Consider the following 22,906-nt stretch of genomic DNA (forward strand, 5'->3'; position numbering starts at 1 on the left):
TAGCTACTCCTCTAAATGTGTATGTAATTGCTTAATCTCTGCCAGAATAGCTGGCTGAGTAATGAGTTCAATAGCCATTGTGGCCATAATTCGTGCACCTTGTAGCAATGCATGGTCTCCACCAGGACTTGCTGCTGCTTCTCTAAATTCAGGTGTATGACCTACAAGGGCTGAAGATCCCATCTTAAGATGGGGATGTATAGTCGGGATGACGTGGCTGACGTTACCTGTATCCGTAGAGCCAAAACCAAAATCATCATGCTCAACAGGTTCATTATGTTTTTTTGCATGCCGCTCAAATAAATCATCAAGCCGATCATTTAGAATGAACTCATTCACACCATTCTGTATGCGTGACAGTTTAGCTGTCCCACCTGCTATACGCGCTGCACCGTGGGCGATTTCTTCTACTCTGTCCGTTAGTTCATCAAGTTCAGCACGACTCAATGAACGCGTATAAAGTCGCGCTTTTGTATAGTCCGGAATAATGTTCGCACTTGCACCACCATCCAGAATGACTCCATGAACTTTATCTTTTGGTTTAATATGCTGTCTAAGTTGTGCCACACCATTGAAGAAGCTGATCATCATATCAAGTGCGTTAATACCATTAAATGCACTTTCAGATGCATGTGCACTTTTACCGAAAAATTCAACTTCAAAGACATCAACTGCTAGTGTCGGTACAGTTCGATATGTTTCATGACCCGGATGAATCATTAGTGCGACATCACTATCATCAAACAAGCCCGCCTTAACATAACTTGCTTTTGCACTGCCATTAACGCCACCTTCTTCTGCTGGAGAACCGAATACCTTAATAGCTCCACCAATATCATCAATAACTGTTTTAAGGCTAAGCGCTGACAGTACACTGCTTGTCCCAATAATGTTATGACCACATGCATGCCCTAAATCAGGCAGTGCATCATATTCAGCTAAAAAGGCGATAGTCGGACCTTCTTTTCTGCTTGTATAAGTCGCAATAAAACCAGTCGCATGTCCGGCAATGTCACGTTCCAGATGGAATCCATTATCCTCAAGTAGTGAAGATAATTCAGCTGATGCAAAAAACTCTTCATTGCCAAGCTCCGGTCGTTCGTGGATTGCATGGCTAAGCTCAATTATACCTTGTTCATGTTGATTAATATATGCTAAAACTCTCTCTTCAATCTGATTCATCAAATAAGCTCCTTCGTTTCCTTACACTTAACAAAAAAGACATTCCACAGATAAGGAATGTCTTTGCAGTCTTATCTTCCAGCTATGCTGTAGGACTTAGCACCTTGCCTCTCGGTAGGTTGCTGGATGTCATCGGGCCTCTCCCTCAATCCTTCTTGATAAGTATGGAATTATTTAATGATAACTATATAGTTTTCTGATTGTTTCGTCAAATGTTTATTCTTTTGGCAACTTAATTCGGAACTTAGTGCCCGCAATCGAACTATGCACCGTAATCGTACCGTTATGATTTTCCACTATTTGTTTTGCTACTGCGAGTCCAAGGCCTGAGCCTTCATTTTTAGAAGTCGTATTAGTCCCTCTGTAGTAACGGTCAAAAATGTATGGAACTTCTTCTTGTGGAATCCCTCTCCCATTATCACTGATTTCAATAACGATATCATCACCCTCAACAAATGTATTGATCCATACTTCTATATCATCGTTATAAATGAATGCATTCGACACAATATTCATGAGTACACGATTGATTCTTTCCTTATCCAGCTTTAGGGTCTGATTAAGGGCATTTGCTGTATGGAGATTGGGATGATTAAAGGAATCTATAAATGCCTGAATATAATCCCCTATATTAACAGTCTGTTTATTAAATTCAAAAACATCATTTTTAATCTGATAAGTCATATTCAGGTCTCTGAGCAAGGAATCAATATACAGAGCCTTATCCTCAATAATTTCCGCAAAACGTTTACGTTCTTCATGATCGATATCAAGTTCACTATTCAACAGTTTGCTGTAGCCATAAATTGAACTCAGCGGAGTTTTAAAGTCATGGGTAATGCCTGCCACCCATTCTTCTCTAAGCGTTGCTATACGGTTTTGATAAGCTCGATCACTGTCGAGCTTTTCTGTCAGTTCACGTATTGATTCATCTACCGAGGTATACATGCGATATTTTCTTCGCATGCGCCCACGACGATAGATACTTTTGTTATCCGGCACTTTATAAACACCTTGACGAAGCATACTCAGCCAGTCAACAAAATGAATAAGTGGACGTGCAAAATTACGACTGACAAAATAGGCAAGCGTCAAAATAATCAGGAAAATGGCAAGAGAGAATATACAGTACCACAATAGAAAATTAAGTATGGCTGCTACAGCACCATCTTTATCCATAAAAATACCGTTTTCGTCCAATATAATACGCTTATCCTTGGCATTCTGATTCTCTGAGACGAAAAGATAATACTCATCATCCCGCATCGTTTCTTGTAATACGTATTTATTATAATTATCATAATTCAGATCACTGAACCAGTTTTTTTCGACATCTTCGGTCTTGAAGCTCCCGTATAATTTAATCAATTGATCACTTTCCATGTCCTGCTTGAAAAGTGATAGATTATGCTCATCCATATAGCGGTGCAGATCAACTGTTTCTCTTAAATCAAAAAGTTCTGTTGCCTTAACAAGCGGCTGTCTATCTATAAAGACGGCCTGATACTTTTTGTCTAATGTCCACGTTGTAACACCCGGAAGATAATACCAGCTTAAATTATGGATCTTCTCTTTATTGTTGAATGATTTAATTACATTTCCTTTATTATCACGTATTAAAAGCATACCTTCTTGTTTTTTAAGGGCTTCAGATAGTTCATCATCAATTGTGATATGATTCGCATCTTCAATATGAATAAGGGTCTGAATTGTATCTGTAGTCTGAGAGGATAGGTTCCCTCCTGATAGTTCATTATAAGATCTCATCATCGAGTAGCCGAGTAACAGCAGCAGCATTAGGTTAATCAGCACATAGAACAAAGAGAAGTAGCCGATGAATTTCCAGGTGAATTTACGAGCTGTCGCCTTCAATTGCGCTCTACTTTCAGAATGTAGCCGACACTTCTAACGGTCATCAACCTGACAGGGTGACTCGGCACTTCTTCAATTTTTTCACGTAATTTACGAATATGGACCATCACTGTATTTTCATCGATAAACTGATTGTCCCACACTGCTTCGTATATCTCTTCTTTCGTCAGTACCTTATTCTGATTTTCAAATAAATACTGCATGAGTAGATACTGCTTCCCGGAGAGATGATACACCTTATCTTTCACTGTTAATTCTGCTGTCCGTTCATCAAAAAAGAAATCCAGCACCTGCTTTGAGCGCATATAACGATCGATATTAGCCTTTACACGTGCAGCGAGAAGAAGCGGATTGAACGGTTTTGTGATGTAATCATCCGCTCCTGTGGCAAAACCGGTCAGTTTATCTTCATCTGTTACATTCGCTGATACATATAGTATCGGGGCATCAGATTTTTTACGGATTCGTTCTGCAAGTGCATAGCCGCTTCCATCAGGGAGATTGATGTCCAGAATATATGTGTCGTAGCCTTGAGCCAGATCACAGCCTTCCTGAAACGTATGCGCCATATCAATCTTATCGTAACCTTCTCTTTTTAAAATGAACTTCATCATTTCGGCGATTTCTACTTCATCTTCAACAATCAGCACGCTTACCATAAGAACACCCCTTCTAAGTTTTTATAGCATGTAACCTGTATGTCATCAAGCTATCCATCGAAACTTTAAGGAAACTTTAAGATTAATTGTTCTTTTTTTTCTAGTTGTACATCATACCAGTCCAGTGCTTTGATTTCCATCACCTGAACAAAAATATTTTTGCCTGCAATATAAGAATCAATATCAAATAGATATAGTTTTGCAAGCTCTGCTTTAAGATGACCATATCGCTCCGCTTCTCCACTAAATGTTCTCAAGTAATCCCGAAATGCCAGATGGCGTTTAATATTCTCGTCACCTGTCTGATAGATATGCAGATGGTGCGAACGGTTATCTTGACCTTTCTGAAAATATCGACGTCCTTTAATTCCATTTTCACCTTTAGGTTCATAACCAAGTCTAATCAACGGTTCATTCAACAGGTCCACCTGACTGATATCTTTTACGACGAGCATCATATCAATAATCGGCTTCGACACAAGACCAGGTACGGCAGTCGATCCAATGTGAAATATCTCTATCATCTGACCTTTGAATATTTCTTTCAGCTTATTCATTTCATCTAAATATAAATGCTGCCAGATACTATCATACGCTACTACTTTGACACTACGCATAAGACACCTCCTGATATCATCTACTTGTAAATGATAATCTTTTACATATTATAATATTTTGTTCTTTTTTTCACAAACTATTTTATTGTAATGCTAAATCAGCCATGTTAATATTATTCCGAGTAAATCGATATGTTTAATATTTTTAGGAGTGGATAATTTGAGTCTTGAATTTATGGATGTCTTTAAAGAGTGGGCTAATCATTATGATGCGGCAGTCGAGGGGCATGACCCTGAATATCACGATGTTTTTGTGAACTATCCTTTTATGCTAAAAGAGGCGGCAAAAAGAGCAACCGGAAAAACGATTGAATTCGGTCCTGGGACAGGTAATCTCACCCTGCTTTTACTTGCTAAAGATCTCGAGTTGACTGCGATAGAACCGAGTCCGGAAATGACGATTATCGGTGAAAAGAAAACAGGTCTGACCTTTCAGAAAGGTGATTTTCTGAACTTCAGTGCTGATTCAGCTGATACCATCATCAGTTCATTTGCTTTTCACCATCTGACTGATGAAGAAAAAGAAAAGGCCATCAGTCGATATGCTTCATTACTGTCAGATCATGGCCAGATTATCATACTGGATACCCTCTTCAACAATAAACAGGAAAAAGAAGAAATCATCCGTTCCTACACACAACAAGGACATCTCGGTCTGGTAGATAACCTGAAAACTGAATATTACCCATTAAAAGAAGTGATGACTGGTATAGCAGCACGTCATGGCTTCAGCTATGAATCTATTCAGTTCAATCCATTCGCTCACCTTCAAATTCTGAAGAAGAAGACATTCAAGAAACCTACTGACCTGATTGGCTCTACTCCTCTTGTAGAATTGACACAGTTTGACTTACCAGCAGATGTCAGATTGTTCGCTAAACTCGAGATGTATAATCTCGGTGGCTCCGTTAAAGACCGTCTCGGACAAAATCTTGTCGAAACAGGTATCCAGCAGGGCTTGATTCAAAATGAAGTGGTCGAAGCAACGGCAGGCAATACAGGTATCGGACTTGCGCTTGCATGTCAAAAATATGATTTGAAACTTAAAGTATTTGTTCCTGAAAAGTTCAGTGTCGAGAAACAGGAAATCATGCGCGCTCTGGGAGCTGAAATCATCCATACTGATTCTTCTCTCGGAATGGTTGAAGCAAGAAGACAGGCCAAAGATTATGCTGACAAAACAGGCGCTTATTATGCTAATCAGTTTGAAACAGCTGATAATCCTGCAAGCTATGATTCACTCTATCAAGAGCTTAAAAATGAACTCGGCAGCATTCAGATGATAGTAGCAGGTGCCGGAAGTGCCGGAACATTTACAGGCCTTGCCGAACGCATGAAACCTGAAGGAACCAGAACTGTTATCGTTGAACCCGAAGGCTCAATTCTAAACGGTGGACCGAGTGGTTCTCACCGCACTGAAGGGATTGGTGTCGAAGTCTGGCCCCCATTCTTAAAACATGATTTAATTGATAGTATAGAGACGATTTCTGATGATGACGCATTCCATATGGTAAAAGAACTAGCTGCTAAAGAAGGTTTGTTAGTTGGCAGCTCGTCAGGGGCAGCAATGGCTGCAGCACTCCATCAGGCAAAACACGTTCAAGGCAATATCGTCGTCATCTTTCCAGATGCGAGTGACCGATATATCTCACAACAAATATTTAAATCTAAAGGAGAACTATAATGCAGAAAAAAACAATGATGATTCACGGCGGTCGTACTGTCGATGAATTTACAGGCTCAGTTAATGCACCGATTTATCAGACTAGTACTTATAAACAGGATGGCATCGGTAATCTACGTCAAGGCTATGAATATTCACGTACAAAAAACCCGACACGTTCAGCACTAGAAACACTGATTGCTGATATCGAACACGGCACACATGGTTTCGCATTCGGTTCTGGTATGGCAGCAGTTTCAGCAGCAGTTATGCTCCTCAGTGCAGGTGATCATATCGTTGTAGGTTCAGATGTGTACGGTGGAACATACCGTGTATTCACAAAAGTATTTGATCGTATCGGTATTAAGTCGTCATTCGTTGATACAACAGACGCTGAAGCTGTACGTGCAGCTATTACTGATCAGACGAAGATGCTCTATATCGAAACACCTACTAATCCACTGCTTAGCGTAACAGACATCGAAGAAATGGCTGCTATTGCCAAAGAACATCAGTTAATATCAGTCGTCGATAACACATTTATGACACCTTATTATCAGAACCCTCTTGATATGGGAGCAGATATCGTCCTGCATTCAGCCACTAAATATATTGGTGGACATAGTGATGTCGTAGCAGGTCTGCTCGTTACTAAAGATGATAAAATCGCTGAGGATTTAGGCTTCATCCAGAACTCAGTAGGAGGTATTTTAGGACCTCAGGATAGCTTCCTGCTTGTCCGAGGCATCAAGACACTCGCGCTGCGTATGGAACAGACAGAGAAAACGACATTGCAGCTAGTGGATTACTTAGTCAACAATGATACAGTCACTAAAGTCTTTCACCCAAGCTTACTTGAAGGTAAACAACTTGATGCTCAGAAACGTCAGGCAACAGGATTCGGTGGTATGATTTCATTCGATGTTGGTTCTAAAGAACGTGCCGAAGCACTTGTGAAATCACTGAAATATTTTACCCTTGCAGAATCACTCGGTGCTGTTGAAAGTCTGATTTCAGTGCCAAGTCAGATGACACATGCCTCTATTCCACGTGAACGTCGTCTGGAACTGGGTATCACAGATGGATTAGTTCGTATTTCAGTGGGTATTGAAGATAGCGAAGATCTACTCGAGGATCTGAAAAATGGTTTTAAAGCCATCGAATCTATTTAAGTGAGGAGAAAATAAAATGAAAAAGATGAACGTTGAAAGTTTTAATCTGGACCACACAAAAGTCGCTGCACCATTCGTACGTTTAGCAGGTATTAAAGAAGGACAGAATGGTGATGTCATTCATAAATATGATATTCGCTTCAAACAGCCGAATAAAGAACATATGGAGATGCCTGCCCTTCACTCAATCGAACATTTAATGGCCGAAAATATTCGTAACCATACTGATAAAGTGGTTGATGTATCACCGATGGGCTGCCAGACAGGTTTCTACTTAAGCTTAATTAACCATGATAACTACGAAGATGTGCTTAGCATCCTCGAAAAAACGCTGAATGATGTCAAGCATGCAACTGAAGTTCCAGCATGTAATGAAGTTCAGTGCGGCTGGGCAGCGAGTCATTCACTTGAAGGTGCTCAAGCATTAGCTGAAGAAATGCTTTCAAAGAAAGATGAATGGAATATCATTTATCAGGCAGACGCTGAATAATAAACGCGATTTAAAAAGCAATTGAGCAGAAGTTGAGCAGAAAACGTCGTTTATAATAAAAGCAGATAAAAAGCGATAAAATCAGAAAGAAATCTTCTGATTCTATCGCTTTTATTATTTTTTGAGTTACTTACATCTCATTTTTTATTTATCTGCAGATGTCTGTCCGGTAATATTTGAACCTTCGATAAAGTAACGCTGGAATGAGAAGAAGAGTATAATGACAGGTAAAAGAACCATCAGTGAGCCTGCCATCATATAATTCCACTGGGTAGAGCTTCGTTCCTTGAAGACCTGTAAACCGATCTGCAAGGTGTATAAATTCTCGTCATTAATATAAAGTAATGGACCTAAGAAATCATTCCATACCCCATTGAACGTAAAAATAGCAACTGTTGCAAGTGCCGGCGTGACAAGCGGCAGCCCGATTTTACGAAAAATATAAAAATGACTCGCGCCTTCCATACGTGCTGCTTCGATATAGGATGTCGGAATACCCATAAAAAACTGGCGAAGTAAAAAGATATTGAACGCACTACCAAAAAATGCCGGCAATATTAATGGATAATAGGTATTCAGCAGATGTAATTTCGCAAACAATACATACTGCGGAATCAATGTTACAAAGCCTGGTATCATCATCGTGCCGAGTACGATCAAAAACCAGAGCTTCTTACCTCTAAAATCAAGTTTTGCAAAACCATAGGCGATAAAAGCATTGACGAAGACATTCGCAATAACTGCAATGATTGTAATGGTCAACGAATTAACTGCATAGGTAGAGAATGGTGCCGCGTTCCACGTCTCAATATAGTTCTCAAAGTGCCATTCTTTCGGTATGAAAGTGGGTGTCCCCATTATTTCTTCCATAGATTTCAAAGACGTTGCAATCATCCACCAGATCGGACTAAGGATGATAAGCGACCCTGCTGCAAGGAGAATAACATTAATCCAGCGCCACATCGGATGTACTTGATTTCTCATGACTGGTCGCCTCCTTCATAATGAACCCAGCGCGGAGCCAGCTTCAAGTTAATAATGGTGATAATCAGTACAATAACAAATAGAATCCAGCTCATGGCCATCGCATAACCCATATCAAAAGCTCTGAATGCCTTAATCCACATATAAAGGTTATAGAAGAGAAGTGAGTTACTTGGTGACCCTGCACCGTCACTACTCATGACATATGCTTCCTGAAAGATCTGGAAGGCACCAATTGTACTAGTGATAATATCAAAGAAGATAATAGGTGTAATCATCGGTAATGTAATATGACGGAACTTCTGAAAGCGATTGGCTCCATCAATATCGGCTGCTTCATATAAAGACTTCGAAACCCCTTGAAGGCTTGCGAGGTAAAGGAGCATACTCCCCCCTACACTCCACAACTTCATAAATATCAGTGAAGGCTTAGTCCATGCTGGGTCAAGCAGCCAGTTCGGTCCATCGATACCGAAAAAACTGAGTACTGTATTAACAAGACCTGTCGAAGGATCAAGTAACTGCATCCATAGAAGATAAACCCCTACACCCGACAATACAGCTGGCAGATAATAGATGGTCCTGAAAACACGCATACCTGGTACATCCTGATTCAGCATCAACGATAAAAGAATGGCTCCAATGGTCGTCAGTGGTACTGAAAAAAGAACAAAATAGAGCGTATTCATCATAGAAGTATAAAATAATTCATCCTCTTTAAAAAGACGGGAATAATTATCTAGACCAATGAAATCCATCTGAGAGGTAATATTGTAATTTGTGAAACTGGCATACAATGAAAAAAGAATCGGTCCTAGTGTAAACACTAGGAAACCGAATATCCAAGGTGAAATAAAGAAATAGCCTGCTAGATTGTCTTTATATTTCTTGTTCATGGCTACCTCCTATTTTCTGTTCTGTTCAACCAGTTTTTCTACATCTTTTTGGGCCTTCTCAAGCCCTTCTTCAGGAGACTTCTTACCTTGCATAATATTATCGAGCTGTGGATTGACTAAATTAAAGTATTCAGGCGCATCTACTGGCACAGGTGTCAGAATAGTCTGCTTCATATTATCAACTGCTGTCTGATATGCCTGTTGCTTGTTACCTGTTAAATTCTTACCTGCTGCTTCGGCCGCTTTTTCATTCGCTACAAGATCAAAGGTTTCTTCAGCCCATAGTTTCTGGTTCTGTTCATTTGTTAAATATTTAATAAAATCATAAGCTTCTTCTTTATGTTTTGAGCCTTTAGGCACTTCTGCAACGAAACCACCACCCCAGCTCGTCTGTTCCTCGCCTTGAGTAGCTGCCGGTAATTCCACTACACCGTAATCAATATCCTTTGCAAAATCATCAAGCTGCGTCGCAAAACTTTGATCTTTGACAATCATTGCAACGGAACCATCAAAAAACGGATTACCTTGCTGACTGTCAAACTTTGCCTGATATTTCTGGAGGACATCAGTTCCATACTTATCCTGCCATTTCTTCAACCAGTTCATCGTATTGATATTTTCCTGTGTATTTAATGTAACTTTACCTTCATCGTCAATATAGTTCTGATGTTTTTTATTCATCAGCCAAATATCAGGGCCGACACCAAAAAGCGGATAGAAACCAATACGCTCATAAGTGTCTCCCTTTTTCTTATCGAGCATAGTTGCATATTTCTCAAGTTCTTCCCATGTTTCAGGCGGCTTATTCGGATCGAGTCCTGCTTCTTTAAACGCATCTTTGTTATAGAATAAAATACGAGTATCAGTGTTGAAAGGAATACCATAAACCTTACCTTCATGCTGAGATGCCTGCCAAAGTTCTTTTGAAAATTGACCTTCTAAGTTATCCTTCTGAGCTAAGTCAGTGATATCCTCAGCTTGGTTTTTAAGTCCACGTAAAGCTGTAGAATTAATATCATTGATAACGACGTCAGCGGGATTACCTGCTGCAACGGCCGCTAGATTTTTAGTCCAGATATCTCCCCAAGGCAGATAAGTGTATTTAACCACCACTTTATCCTGAGACTTGTTATAGTCATCAATAATCTTATTGATTGTCGCTTTTCTTGGATCAGATCCCCAGAATGACCAGAATTTAATTTCCGTTTTACCTTCTTTATTTTTTCCATTATCGTCTTGTGTAGAATTACTGCTATCTCCTTTTGGTAAGAGACCTCCACACCCTGCTAAAATAAGCCCTAACATTAATACAAGCACAACTACTCTTTTCATTAACGTACCCCCTCTTATTTTACTTACAGTGTTATTATACCACTTACATGCCCTATACTTATAAATGTATATAAAAAAAGTAGCAAATTGCTACTTTTTTAATAACGAATAATATTTGCCGCGTTATAAACGTCAGGAAAATCATTCAAGACATTATTTTCATCATCAAGAATTGTCATCTGAATTTTATCTGATACTTCAATCGCTTTAATTTCATCTGATTTAGTCTGTGGTTTCGCTTCAAACTGGAACGACACGGTATAATCAGCACGATCTTCGCCACCGACAAGATCTTCTCCTTTAATCACTCTTTCGTTTTCTTCAAATAGTGACTGATATTGCTCAGGTAATATAAGTTTAAAATAATAATCTGGACGATTGTTAACCAGATAATCATTCAGAACTTTATTAATACGGTAATCGACATTAACAGTTAATGTTGTCTCTGCAGTCTCCAGGCGTACATTTTTTACCATGAAGTGAGGCATATAAAATTCATGACCGACTTTTTTGTTAAATGATTTCATCTCATCCTGTCCTTTATGTGCTGATTGTTGTTTGAACAATGTATAACCGATAGATACGGCGCCAACAGCTAAACCTGCTATGAGGGGTAGCTTTGATTTTTTCTTTTCTTCATAATGATAGGGACAGCTCATATTAATTCCTCTTTTCCTTTTTATACACCTATACCCTTTTCACTCATTTCCATTCATTAATTCTCTCCTTTACTGTAACCTCTACAGGAAATAAAAACCCCTGGATCCTGACCAGAGGTTAATCATTATAATTTATCAGTCTCTTTAATTAAAAACCATTGTAGCGGTAATCTAGCCCATAACAAGGGAGTTGGTAATTGTTTACCACGTAAATCAATTTTTTTCAGCGCCATATAGACATTGGCAGGAAATACAGCTACCAAGAATAATTTAAGCAGCGTTTTAAACCACTTACCTGGTTTTTTCAGCAACATGTATAGACCGAAGAATATCTCCATTACACCTGTCACATATACAATTTCCTTTTTAAACGGAAGCTGCGGTGGCATTATTTTTCTAAAAGAGGATTCGTGCAGAAAATGTAATACTCCCGCGGTTGCATAAACTGTGCCATATAGAAGTCGTCTAATCATGCAATTCACCTAAGTAACTAGTTCCGAATGATGGCAGATTGACATCAAAATTATCGGCAACAGTCGCACCAATTGAAGCAAAAGTAGAATGTCCTTCCAGTTCACGTCCTTTACCTAAAGCCGGACTGTACATCAGAAGTGGCACATATTCCCTAGTATGGTCAGTCCCAGGTGCCGTCGGATCATTGCCATGGTCAGCTGTGATAATCAATAAATCATCATGACGCAGCTGTGGCAATAATTCTCCAAGTCTATTATCGAATTCCTTAATGGCATTCGCATAACCTTCTTTATTACGACGATGACCAAATAATGCGTCAAAGTCAACTAAATTAAGGAAGCTTAGTCCTTCGAAGTCTTTATCCACCACTTTCATCAACTGATCCATACCATCACTATTATCTTTCGTGCGGATAGACTCCGTGACACCTTCCCCGTCATAAATATCATTGATTTTGCCGATTGCAATGACATCTTTCCCTGCATCCTGCAATTCATTCATGACAGTACGTCCAAATGGTTTCAGGGCATAGTCATGACGGTTAGAAGTTCGGGTAAAATGTCCGGGTTCTCCTAGATACGGACGTGCGATAATACGGCCGATTAAATATTTGGGATCTCTCGTTAAGTCCCTTACTTTTTCACAGATATCATACAGTTCTTCAAGCGGTATAATATCTTCATGCGCTGCAATCTGTAGCACCGGGTCTGCAGATGTATAGACGATAAGGTCTCCTGTCTCCATCTGATGCGCTCCGTACTCGTCAATGATAGCTGTACCTGATGCAGGTTTATTTGCGACTACTTTACGGCCTGAAAGTGATTCAATTTCTTTGATGAGCGCATCCGGGAAACCGTCTGGATATACTTTAAATGGCTGATCGATATTCAGTCCCATAATCTCCCAGTGTCCTGTCATCGTATCCTTACCGACAGATGCTTCACTCAGTTTTGTATAAAAAGCAAGCGGCTCTGAAACAGGTTTTACAACAGGTAAACCAGCGATATTACCAAGTCCTAGTCGTTCCAGGTTCGGAAGAGTTTCCTCGAAGCCTTCCAGTGTGTGTTTTAAAGTATGGCTGCCACTATCACCAAACTTGTCGGCATCAGGTGCTTCACCGATACCAACCGAATCCATGACGATAAGGTGAATACGTTTGAACATATTATCTGCTCCTATTCTGTAATGATTGTATGAATCAATTTGGGCGCTTGTGCTGCATCACTGATTTCAATATTGTCATAAATTTTATTTTTTACTTCTTCTACATCTTCGCGGTTAGCGTAAATCGTAACAAGTGACTCACCTTCTTCGACTTTGTCACCCACCTTTTTACGAAGCATAAGCCCAACTGCAAGATCGATAACATCCTCTTTTGTTGCGCGACCTGCTCCGAGAAGCATAGACGCAATACCAATTTCATCAGCCACTATACTGCTGACAGTACCCGTCTGTCTTGCAGGTACTTCAATCTTATATGAAGCTTGTGGTAATAACGTTACATCATCTACCACATCTCCATTGCCTCCCTGATTGGTCAGGAAAGTACGGAATTTCTCGAGCGCCTGACCGTTATCGATGACATCTTGTAGTTTTTCCCGTGCTTCCTCAAGCGTTTTAGCACCGCCACCTAATACAACCATCTGACTGCCTAGCGTTAATACAAGTTCCGTTAAATCTTCAGGTCCTTCACCACGTAGCGTCTCAATCGCTTCCTTGACTTCGAGTGCATTACCAATTGCATAGCCTAACGGTTGACTCATATCAGAGATAATCGCCATTGTACGACGGCCCACATTGTTACCAATTTTAACCATTGCATGTGCAAGCTTCTCCGCTTCTTCATCCGTTTTCATAAAGGCACCTGCACCCGTCTTGACATCCAGTACAATTGCATCTGAGCCTGCAGCTATTTTTTTACTCATAATACTGGATGCAATCAAAGGAATACTATTTACTGTACCTGTAACGTCACGTAGTGCATACAGCTTCTTGTCAGCTGGCGTTAAGTTGCCCGTCTGTCCGATTACTGCCACTTTATCTTCATTCACAAGACGAACGAACTCTTCATCTGAAATTTCAACATGAAACCCTTCTACTGCTTCCAATTTATCAATTGTACCGCCAGTGTGACCTAGTCCACGACCACTCATCTTAGCTACAGGAATATCAAGTGCTGCAACTAAAGGTGCAAGTACGAGGGTTGTCGTATCTCCTACACCACCTGTTGAATGCTTATCAACTTTAATTCCTTCAATTTCACTTAAGTCGATCTGATCGCCACTTTCAACCATTGCCATCGTCAAGTCGGCACGCTCATCATCATCCATATCCTGAAAATAAATAGCCATAGCCAGGCTTGATGCCTGATAATCCGGAATTGCTCCACGAGTATATCCTTGGATAAAAAACTTAATCTCCTCAGCTGTCAGCTTGCCGCCATCTCGTTTTTTTGCAATAACATCGACCATTCTCATCATGAAGACCTCCTTAGTTTAATAATCTTCTGTAGACTGCTGTCCTTTTAGAATATCAACACCAGCACTTGCACCGATACGTGTTGCACCTGCTTCTATCATACCTTCTACATCCTGCAATGAACGAACACCGCCTGATGCTTTGACGCCCATATCAGGTCCTATTGTGTCGCGCATTAATTTTACATCTTCTACTGTAGCACCACCTGTTGAGAAACCTGTTGATGTTTTGACAAAAGAAGCACCTGCTTTTTTCGCCAGTTCACATGCACGACATTTTTCCTCATCTGTCAGTAGACTTGTTTCAATGATGACTTTTGTTGTAACACCTGCTGCAGCATCCACCACTGCTTTTATATCCTGATAGACATAGTCATCATTGCCCTCTTTAAGCGCACCAATATTAATCACCATATCTACTTCGCCTGCTCCATTTTCAATGGCATCTGTCGTCTCAAATGCTTTTACAGCTGTTGTAGTTGCGCCCAGTGGAAAGCCGATTACTGTACACACCAGTACATCAGTTCCTTTTAATCGTTCCGCACAATACTGAACATATGCTGGATTGACACAGACACTTTTAAATTGGTACTCCTTTGCTTCAGCAACCAATTTATCGATTTGTGCTGTCGTTGATTCTGCTTTCAATAATGTATGATCAATATATTTTGCTAGTTCCATGATGAAACCTCCTAAGTATGATTTACTTTTATTATACCGCTTCAACTTCATATAAACAAAAAAAGGCATACAGCAAGCTGTATACCTTAAACGTTTATTATCCTAAATATGATTTTAGCATCCAGTTATGTTTCTCAAGGTCTGTAATCATACCGAGGAACATATCAGCTGTCATTTCGTCACCAGCAGCTTCAGCAGTTTCCTGGCTTTCTTTTAACTGAGCAATCAGTTTGTCAAAGTCTTTTGCTAAATCGCTCACCATTTCTTCGGCACTCAGATTTTTCTTAGCTTCTTTGATGACCGATAATTCAAGTGCTTCTTTAAGCGTTGCAACCGGATGTCCACCAATCGCTAAAATACGTTCTGCAAGTTCATCTATATATGTACCCGCTTGATTGTAAAGTTCTTCAAACTTTTCATGTAAAGCAAAGAAGGTAGGTCCTTTAACGTACCAGTGATAGTTGTGAAGTTTTGTATAAAGGACTGTCCAATCTACAACTTGCTGATTAAGAGCTGATACCACTTTATTCTCTTTACTTGTTGAAGCTTTTTTAGTGTTAGCCATATTAATCATCCTCCATAATTTATTGTTATTATGTCTTTACCCTTTTTTATTGGGTATACTACATTTAAAAGGAGAAATTTATGTCGAAAAAATATTTAGTTCCTGTTATTTGCGTCATTGTAGCAGCTATCGTTATTTTTACTATGCGATTCTGGAAAATACCGGCGAATGATTTATTTCACTCTGATTCATTTGTCATCATTTTAACTGTTCTTGCTGTGATTGCCGGTATATTAGGTTATCTTTATAGTGCTGCTGCGTATAAAGTTGATAATAATCCATCCCTTGAACATTATGAGCAAGACCGACAATCATTTAAGAAGTTTTCTCTGATGAACATTGCCTTGATTATTTCTTTCTATGTAGCTCTTGCAGCATTCTTAATGGTGACACTGAATCAAGTCCCTCTATGGCTTGGCATACTCAGTGTTGTCGTGTTCTTAGTTGTCATCTTTCTACGCTACTATGGTTACGGGATGATCAATAAGCTCTATCCTGAGAGAAATCTGCCCAGCAATTTCGAGGATCACTTTGATGATAAACTGATTGAAACACTCAGTAAAAATGAAATGATCGTTATTTTCACAGGTCTTTATAACGCTTTTAAACTTGTTAATATTTTATTGCCGGCTGCAATGCTGCTCATCACTTTATATGGCATCGAAACAGGACAGCCTCAACATTTCGCGCTTATTGTTATCTTACTCTCTGCAGTTTGTATCAATATCATCTATCAGCTGACTGTGCGTAAGATGATATAGAACAGGACCTCCTTTAAAAGGAAGTCCTGTTTTTTTATTTTAAGTTTTCTTTGTAAATAGTAGAAATTTCATTTTTCTTTGCATCGTCTGCCATGAAGTACCAGAGACCATCATCCATTGTCTGTCCCGTTCCTTCAAGTTGATATTTTTCTACATTATTCAATGTTTTTGAATAACCAGATTGCAGAGATGTCAAATCTGAAAATGACATATCTGTTACTATATTTTTCTGTACTGCCTGCAGTATACCATCTACTTTAGTGATAGACTCAGCTGAGAGTAACTTATGAGCAAGACCTTGAATGACAATCTGCTGACGCTCCTGACGGCCGAAGTCGTTTCCTGCACCATCTTCTTTGCGGCTTCTGATGAAGATAAGGGCTTTCTCACCGTCCAGATGAACTTGCTGGCCTTTAACGAAACTTTCGCCTTGTGCACTGAATGTCGCATTACTCGTGACATCTACGCCGCCTACTGTATCGATTAATTCCTGCATGCCATCCATATTAATTGCAGCATAATAATCAATCGGTACATTCATCAATTTTTCAACTGATTTTACTGCCATTTCTGCACCACCATAAGCATAGGCATGTGCTATCTTTTCATTCGTTCCATGTCCAACCATCTCACTATACGTATCACGTGGAATAGAGACCATGACAGTCTTCTTATTATTCGGATTAATACTGAGAAGAATGATGGTATCCGTACGACCATGATCGCCTTCAGATAAGCGTGTTGCATTTGCATCAACACCGAATAAAGCGACAGATATCGAGTCCTTGTTCTCTATATCAACTGCTTTATCTCTTAAATCAGATTTTTCACGTCCTGCAATGGGTTCATGTATGGAATCTGCTGTTCCCTTTACTTTGAAATACGCATAGCCGAATAATCCTCCTGCAACCAGCAAGATAACGAGGGCAATGCCAACCAACCAGCCAAAACACCCTTTTCTCTTCATTTTTCCACCTCTTCTAATTTGCACAACTTATTTATATCTACTTTATCACACTAGCATGAAAATAAAATGAAAATAAAGTGAAATTCTATAAGCAGGGTATAAATAGATATAAATATAAAAAGGAGAGATATCAATGGAACAGATGACCCCGGATGAAATTGCACATGCTACACAAAATACAGCCGTAAATGATAAAAATAACTGTCCTCATTACAATATCGTCGATCAGCAAGGTCTATATATCTGCCTCGATTGTGGGATGGAATCCAGACAGATGTCCGACTTCAAATAAAAAAGATACAGCTGTATAACCGCTGTATCTTCTAACCCAATGCTTTTTGTGTATAATATGTTTTTTCTTCATCTGTCATTTTCACTATTTTAAAGCCTGTATAACCGTAAATAATTGAGATAAATGGAATCACATAATTCAGTATGGCATATGGACCATACTCGTAAGCCTGTACACCTAATGTAGCTAAAATAAAGACACCACATGTATTCCAAGGAATAAAGACACTGGTCAATGTTCCGCCATCTTCTAAAGCACGTGATAAATTCTTAGGATGCAGATCTTTATCAAGATATGCCTTAATATACATACGGCTCGGCACTACAATACTAATATACTGTTCTGAACACGTAGCATTTGTGGCAAAACAGCTCAGTACAGTTGTTGCAATGAGACTGCCCGTATTACGTGCAACTTTCAGAATCACTCTGATAATAGCAGTCAACATACCGCTATACTCTAAAATACCTCCGAACGTCATCGCGACAATCGTCATTGATATCGTGAAAAACATCGATTCAAGCCCGCCCTTATTAAAGAGTTCGGTTAACAACTTATTGTCTGATTTCATCTGATAACCTTGCTGTAAAGTCGATGCTGCATTAAATAATGAATCTCCCTGCACCCAAATCTGGGCCGCAAAACCCAGAAGAATACCTACTACAAGCGCAGGTACAGCAGGTACCTTAAATGCGACAAGCAAGATTACCACTACCGGTATAAGCAAGAGCCATGGTGTGATATAAAATTGTGTTGTCATGCCTGAACTGATCGCATCAATTTTTTTAACATCGAGGTGTCCACTACTGAACTGACGGCCAATGAAAAAATAAGTGATAAGTGCAATAATAAGACCTGGTATAGTGGTATAAAACATATGCTTAATATGATCAAATAAATCAGTACCAGTCAGACCTGCTGCGAGATTCGTTGTATCAGACAGAGGACTCATCTTATCCCCAAAGTAAGACCCGGATATTACTGCTCCAGCAATCATGCCAGCTGGAATATCCATACTTAAGCCAATCCCCATACCTGCCACACCTACTGTAGCCATCGTAGACCATGAAGATCCAATTGCGAGAGCAACAATACCACAAATCACACATATGGTGACTAGAAACAAAGAAGGTGTAATGATTTTAAGTCCATAATAAATCATAGTCGCAACAACTCCGCCACCAATCCATGCCCCGATTACAAGTCCCACTAGAATAATGATGATAATAGCTGGAAGTGCAAGCTTGATTCCCTTATACATCATTTCTTCTATTTCTTCCCAGCTGAATCCATGGTGATAAGCAACAAGTGCCGCAATAGCTGTACCAATCATCAAAGGAATGTGCGGAGCTAGTTCAAAAAAATAAACCGCACCAAACATACTGACAATCATGAAGACAAGTGGGAGTAAAGCCCATCCAATACTCATTTCCTTTGTGTTAAAATCATTCACCTATTTCACCCCTTAATGAAATCGCTTACATTTCAATTTTAAATAAGAATGATGAAAATAGCTACATTTTTATAAATAAAATTATTTAAAAATTATTTTCTTTAATTTACTAAACCAGCTTCAGAAATTCTATTACTGAAATTGATGAGTAGTGCTTCTACTTTATCTCGGTTAGAAGCCTTAATATATAAACGGACTGTTCGCTCATCTTCTGGCAAACGTTTTTTATCAATCAGTTTCATTTCAAATAGTTTTTTTACCGATCTATTAATCTGATTCGTCTTAATCAACTGCTGCTGAATAATAGAACGTAACTCAATTTGCTCATTTTGACAGATGATAAAAAGTAATTCAATATCATAAATATTCAATTGATCTTCTTCCAAAAATTCATCAAGTATAGTTCTGATTTTATTAACTTCTTTAAAGAATACAAGACCCTTTTCAGTGGCTTTCTTAATTGCCATTAAACTCCCTACTTTCAAAATACATTTTCAGTCATCTATATGTACTACTCATATATATTAAACTATATTGACAAGAAAGTGTATCTTTTTCAATCAAAAAAGCACAGGACAAATGTCCTGTGCTTAAATACTGCTTATTTACTTTCTTTCTTTTCTTTGTTCTTCTTTGATTTTAACTGTTCAGCTGTTTCATTACTGATACTTTTAACAGTACCCGAAATTGAGCCTTTTTTCTCTTCAGTCATGAACATCACTCTTTTCTAATGATTTTCTGTTTCTTTTCTACGACGAGAACTATATAAGAACAATGCACCTGCTCCAGCAATTGCTGCAGAAGCTAAACCTGAACCTTGAATTTCACCTGTATCTGGAAGTTCATTGACTTTCTCTTCTTTGTACTCCTGATAGACAGGTGATTTTTTCTCACTTGTATTATTGCTCATATGAGTCGGCAATGGTTTTACAAGTGGACTCGTTGATTCTTCTGTACTGTTTACAGGTACAAATTGATCTAAATTGACTGGTTGTTCTGATGTATGGTTACCAGGAACTGAGGTAGATGGTTCTGTTGGAACTACTGACTGGTTATGATTTTCTTTACCTGGGTTAGTCGTCGGTGTCTCTCCGTCTTCTTTACCCGGTTTAGTTGTCGGTGTCTCTCCGTCTTCTTTACCCGGTTTAGTTGTCGGTGTCTCTCCGTCTCCTTTACCCGGTTTAGTTGTCGGTGTCTCTCCGTCTCCTTTACCCGGTTTAGTTGTCGGTGTCTCTCCGTCTTCTTTACCTGGTTTAGTTGTCGGTGTCTCTCCGTCTTCTTTACCTGGTTTAGTTGTCGGTGTCTCTCCTTCTTCTTTACCTGGTTTAGTTGTCGGTGTCTCTCCGTCTTCTTTACCCGGTTTAGTTGTCGGTGTCTCTCCGTCTTCTTTACCCGGTTTAGTTGTCGGTGTCTCCCCGTCTTCTTTACCTGGTTTAGTTGTCGGTGTCTCTCCGTCTTCTTTACCTGGGTTAGTCGTCGGTGTCTCTCCGTCTTCTTTACCTGGGTTAGTCGTCGGTGTCTCTCCGTCTTCTTTACCTGGGTTAGTCGTCGGTGTCTCTCCGTCTTCTTTACCTGGTTCTGAATCATCGCCACATCCACAGATCTGACCTAAGTTAACTACTGTGTAGTTACTATAGACAATCACAAGTTCACCTTTTTCATTGATGTAGACATTAGCAACATGTACAATGTCCTGTCCGTTTTCATCAATGTAGTTATTTGTGATATTAACAGCACCTGCATTAATCACTGTACCATCAATCAATGTGATGATTAAGTTACCATCTTTATCAATCTTAGCATCTTGAATGCCTTTATTGTTATTTGTGATGTAATTATTAATTACTTGAGAGCTATTATCTGTGTAATTGATAACAAGGTCGCCATTCTGGTTAACAGTGATGTTTATAATACCTTTACCATCCTGTCCATCTTTACCGTCTTGTCCTTTTAATGATTCAAGGAAGTCGATAATTGTACCTTTGTTACCTTGGTCAAGCCAGATTTGATAAGCGGACTTACCATCTTCACCTTTAGGCCCTACGATAACACCCAGGTTATCCATTGTTCCATCACTGTAGATAACGATAAGTTCACCTTTATTGTTGACGATGGTGTTAGTCACACTACGTCCATCTTGACCAGTTACTTTTCCAAGATCTACAACTTTACCATCAGTATAAGTAATGATGAGGTGTCCATTTCTATCGATGATAGTGGATGCGATACTTATTGCATCTTTACCATCAGTACCGTTTTCACCTGTTACTTTACCAATAACTTCAGTTGTTTTGTCACTGTAAACAATAACAAGATTTCCATCTTTATCGATTGTTACATCGACAACTGATCTACCGTCCTTACCATCAGTTCCAGCATCGCCTTTTTGACCAGCTTGAACAGTGATTGAAGTACCGTCACTGAAGTTGATGATTGTATTTCCATCAGCATCAACAATCGTATTGATGATTGTGATTGCTTCACCTTTAACATTACCAGCATCAATCGTTGTACCATTTGATAATCGGATGATTAAGTGTCCTTCTTGATTCACATAAGCCCCAACTACGTTGATATTGACGTTATTATTGTTGTTTTCATTGTCGATATCGATATCAACATCTCCGCCGCCAACGATTACAGTTTCACCATCTTTACCATCAACACCATCTTTACCATCAGTACCATTTGTGCCGTTATAGATAATACCTCTATCAATCTCAACACCTGTTATTTTATCGCGGAAGATGATTTCTTGACCGATGACTTTACCGTTTGCATCAAGAACATCTCTAACTTCAACAGTTACAGATTGTCCATCTTTGCCATCAGTACCGTTATAAACGATATGATCTCCAGTCACTTTACCGTCGCCATCTTTGATGATGATACGAACACCGATGATATTGCCATCTTTATCGACTACATTAGTAGATTCGATAGTTGGCATTTTACCATCAACACCATCTTTACCATCTGTTCCGTTGTAGATAATGTGATCACCGATAACATGACCATCTCCATCTTTAACTAACACATGAACTCCGATAACATTGCCATCTTTATCTAATACGTTTGTTGTTTCAATAATAGGAGATTTACCATCTTTACCGTCTACTCCATTTGCTCCGTTGTAAACTTGACCACGATCAAGTTCTACACCAGTTGCAGCATCACGGAAAATGATTTCCTGACCGATGACATTGCCTTTAGCATCACGGATATTAATTACTTCAACAGTAATTAATTTACCATCTTTGCCATCGACGCCGTCTTTACCGTCAACACCATTCGTACCATTCAAGCCATCTTTACCATTATAGATATAGTTCTCACCTACAATATGACCAGCACCATCACGAACAATGATTTTAACGCCTACGATATTACCATTTGCATCGATAACATTTGTTGTTTCAACAGTAGGTGTTTTCCCATCGACACCGTCTTTACCATCAGCGATAAATTGACGATCTATGATAGCTCCTTGACTTCCATCAGGGTTTACTTCGTAGATGATTAACCATGAACCAGCTTCACCATTTGGTCCTACACCCGGTTCAGTAGAAGCAGTAATTGAACGACCATCTTTACCGTCTACTCCGTCAACACCATCTTTGATGACTGTCGTCGTTGTTGTGCCGTCTGGATTTGTGATCGTCACTGTGTGCGTGCCGTCGCCGTTGTCGACTACTGTCGCCGTTGGTGAT

22 protein-coding genes and 1 riboswitch are annotated in these 22,906 nt (G+C 39.4%); of the genes, 5 read left to right on the forward strand and 17 right to left on the reverse strand.

The annotated features are described in order from the left end of the window. Positions 1 to 3: 3 nt before the first annotated feature. The 4 genes from ERX37_RS10660 to ERX37_RS10675 all read right to left on the reverse strand — a co-directional run bounded on the left by ERX37_RS10660 (position 4) and on the right by ERX37_RS10675 (position 4,330). Positions 4 to 1,182, reverse strand: coding sequence for a M20 family metallopeptidase (locus tag ERX37_RS10660; protein WP_133430662.1), 1,179 nt, complete (start codon positions 1,180 to 1,182; stop codon positions 4 to 6). Positions 1,183 to 1,250: 68 nt separating this feature from the next. Then, positions 1,251 to 1,347, reverse strand: a riboswitch (SAM riboswitch). A gap of 51 nt (positions 1,348 to 1,398) precedes the next feature. Continuing rightward, on the reverse strand, positions 1,399 to 3,054 hold the full coding sequence (locus ERX37_RS10665; RefSeq protein ID WP_133430663.1) for a HAMP domain-containing sensor histidine kinase: 1,656 nt from the start codon (positions 3,052 to 3,054) through the stop codon (positions 1,399 to 1,401). Continuing rightward, positions 3,051 to 3,713, reverse strand: a complete 663-nt coding sequence (locus ERX37_RS10670; RefSeq protein ID WP_133430664.1) for a response regulator transcription factor — start codon at positions 3,711 to 3,713, stop codon at positions 3,051 to 3,053. Before ERX37_RS10670 ends, ERX37_RS10665 begins: the two co-directional genes overlap by 4 nt. A gap of 65 nt (positions 3,714 to 3,778) precedes the next feature. Continuing rightward, the gene (locus tag ERX37_RS10675; RefSeq protein WP_133430665.1) at positions 3,779 to 4,330 is read right to left on the reverse strand and encodes a GrpB family protein; all 552 of its coding nucleotides are present in this window, start codon (positions 4,328 to 4,330) and stop codon (positions 3,779 to 3,781) included. Between the two features lie 160 nt (positions 4,331 to 4,490). Between ERX37_RS10675 and ERX37_RS11745 the strand changes: the two genes are divergently transcribed. Genes ERX37_RS11745 through ERX37_RS10690 form a run of 3 tightly spaced genes read left to right on the forward strand, consistent with a single transcriptional unit; the run spans position 4,491 to position 7,655 of the window. Then, positions 4,491 to 6,014 carry a pyridoxal-phosphate dependent enzyme gene (locus tag ERX37_RS11745; RefSeq protein WP_133430666.1) on the forward strand — a complete coding sequence of 508 codons (1,524 nt, stop codon included), beginning with the start codon at positions 4,491 to 4,493 and terminating at the stop codon, positions 6,012 to 6,014. Then, the gene (locus ERX37_RS10685; RefSeq protein WP_133430667.1) at positions 6,014 to 7,165 is read left to right on the forward strand and encodes a bifunctional cystathionine gamma-lyase/homocysteine desulfhydrase; all 1,152 of its coding nucleotides are present in this window, start codon (positions 6,014 to 6,016) and stop codon (positions 7,163 to 7,165) included. Before ERX37_RS11745 ends, ERX37_RS10685 begins: the two co-directional genes overlap by 1 nt. 16 nt (positions 7,166 to 7,181) lie before the next feature. After that, positions 7,182 to 7,655 (forward strand): S-ribosylhomocysteine lyase, encoded by a 474-nt coding sequence (locus ERX37_RS10690; RefSeq protein WP_133430668.1) that lies wholly within the window; start codon positions 7,182 to 7,184, stop codon positions 7,653 to 7,655. A 144-nt stretch (positions 7,656 to 7,799) separates the two neighbouring features. Here ERX37_RS10690 and ERX37_RS10695 read toward each other — a convergent pair whose 3' ends face one another. From ERX37_RS10695 to ERX37_RS10735, 9 genes are all read right to left on the reverse strand, one after another. Then, a complete protein-coding gene (locus tag ERX37_RS10695) occupies positions 7,800 to 8,639 on the reverse strand; it encodes a carbohydrate ABC transporter permease (protein ID WP_133430669.1) in 840 nt (279 codons plus the stop codon). Continuing rightward, positions 8,636 to 9,535 (reverse strand): carbohydrate ABC transporter permease, encoded by a 900-nt coding sequence (locus tag ERX37_RS10700; protein WP_133430670.1) that lies wholly within the window; start codon positions 9,533 to 9,535, stop codon positions 8,636 to 8,638. The genes ERX37_RS10695 and ERX37_RS10700 overlap by 4 nt, the downstream gene beginning before the upstream one ends. Before the next feature lie 9 nt (positions 9,536 to 9,544). After that, the gene (locus ERX37_RS10705; RefSeq protein ID WP_133430671.1) at positions 9,545 to 10,867 is read right to left on the reverse strand and encodes an ABC transporter substrate-binding protein; all 1,323 of its coding nucleotides are present in this window, start codon (positions 10,865 to 10,867) and stop codon (positions 9,545 to 9,547) included. A gap of 98 nt (positions 10,868 to 10,965) precedes the next feature. After that, on the reverse strand, positions 10,966 to 11,526 hold the full coding sequence (locus ERX37_RS10710) for a hypothetical protein (RefSeq protein WP_133430672.1): 561 nt from the start codon (positions 11,524 to 11,526) through the stop codon (positions 10,966 to 10,968). Between the two features lie 125 nt (positions 11,527 to 11,651). Next, a complete protein-coding gene (locus ERX37_RS10715) occupies positions 11,652 to 11,999 on the reverse strand; it encodes a DoxX family protein (protein WP_133430673.1) in 348 nt (115 codons plus the stop codon). Beyond that, positions 11,992 to 13,164, reverse strand: a complete 1,173-nt coding sequence (deoB, locus tag ERX37_RS10720; protein ID WP_133430674.1) for a phosphopentomutase — start codon at positions 13,162 to 13,164, stop codon at positions 11,992 to 11,994. Before deoB ends, ERX37_RS10715 begins: the two co-directional genes overlap by 8 nt. A gap of 11 nt (positions 13,165 to 13,175) precedes the next feature. After that, positions 13,176 to 14,477 carry a pyrimidine-nucleoside phosphorylase gene (locus ERX37_RS10725; protein ID WP_133430675.1) on the reverse strand — a complete coding sequence of 434 codons (1,302 nt, stop codon included), beginning with the start codon at positions 14,475 to 14,477 and terminating at the stop codon, positions 13,176 to 13,178. Positions 14,478 to 14,495: 18 nt separating this feature from the next. Beyond that, positions 14,496 to 15,158, reverse strand: a complete 663-nt coding sequence (gene deoC / locus ERX37_RS10730) for a deoxyribose-phosphate aldolase (protein WP_133430676.1) — start codon at positions 15,156 to 15,158, stop codon at positions 14,496 to 14,498. Between the two features lie 97 nt (positions 15,159 to 15,255). Then, positions 15,256 to 15,723 carry a Dps family protein gene (locus ERX37_RS10735; protein ID WP_133430677.1) on the reverse strand — a complete coding sequence of 156 codons (468 nt, stop codon included), beginning with the start codon at positions 15,721 to 15,723 and terminating at the stop codon, positions 15,256 to 15,258. Positions 15,724 to 15,803: 80 nt separating this feature from the next. On the opposite strand from ERX37_RS10735, the gene ERX37_RS10740 reads away from it, so the two are divergent. Beyond that, a complete protein-coding gene (locus tag ERX37_RS10740) occupies positions 15,804 to 16,484 on the forward strand; it encodes a hypothetical protein (protein ID WP_133430678.1) in 681 nt (226 codons plus the stop codon). Positions 16,485 to 16,518: 34 nt separating this feature from the next. On the opposite strand, the gene ERX37_RS10745 is transcribed toward ERX37_RS10740, so the two are convergent. Beyond that, on the reverse strand, positions 16,519 to 17,451 hold the full coding sequence (locus ERX37_RS10745; RefSeq protein WP_133430679.1) for an LCP family glycopolymer transferase: 933 nt from the start codon (positions 17,449 to 17,451) through the stop codon (positions 16,519 to 16,521). A 133-nt stretch (positions 17,452 to 17,584) separates the two neighbouring features. Between ERX37_RS10745 and ERX37_RS11480 the strand changes: the two genes are divergently transcribed. Then, positions 17,585 to 17,743, forward strand: a complete 159-nt coding sequence (locus ERX37_RS11480; protein WP_165982042.1) for a hypothetical protein — start codon at positions 17,585 to 17,587, stop codon at positions 17,741 to 17,743. A gap of 31 nt (positions 17,744 to 17,774) precedes the next feature. Here the strand turns inward: ERX37_RS11480 and nhaC are convergent, their stop codons facing one another. From nhaC to ERX37_RS11740, 3 genes are all read right to left on the reverse strand, one after another. Then, a complete protein-coding gene (gene nhaC / locus ERX37_RS10750; RefSeq protein ID WP_133430685.1) occupies positions 17,775 to 19,172 on the reverse strand; it encodes a Na+/H+ antiporter NhaC in 1,398 nt (465 codons plus the stop codon). A 125-nt stretch (positions 19,173 to 19,297) separates the two neighbouring features. After that, the gene (locus ERX37_RS10755) at positions 19,298 to 19,663 is read right to left on the reverse strand and encodes a transcriptional regulator, SarA/Rot family (RefSeq protein WP_133430680.1); all 366 of its coding nucleotides are present in this window, start codon (positions 19,661 to 19,663) and stop codon (positions 19,298 to 19,300) included. 260 nt (positions 19,664 to 19,923) lie between these two features. Further along, on the reverse strand, positions 19,924 to 22,906 hold a 2,983-nt coding region (locus ERX37_RS11740; RefSeq protein ID WP_133430681.1), incomplete at its 5' end, for a collagen-flanked surface repeat-containing protein.

The organism is Macrococcus hajekii (genome assembly GCF_004359505.1).
Classification (GTDB): Bacteria; Bacillota; Bacilli; order Staphylococcales; family Staphylococcaceae; genus Macrococcus; species Macrococcus hajekii.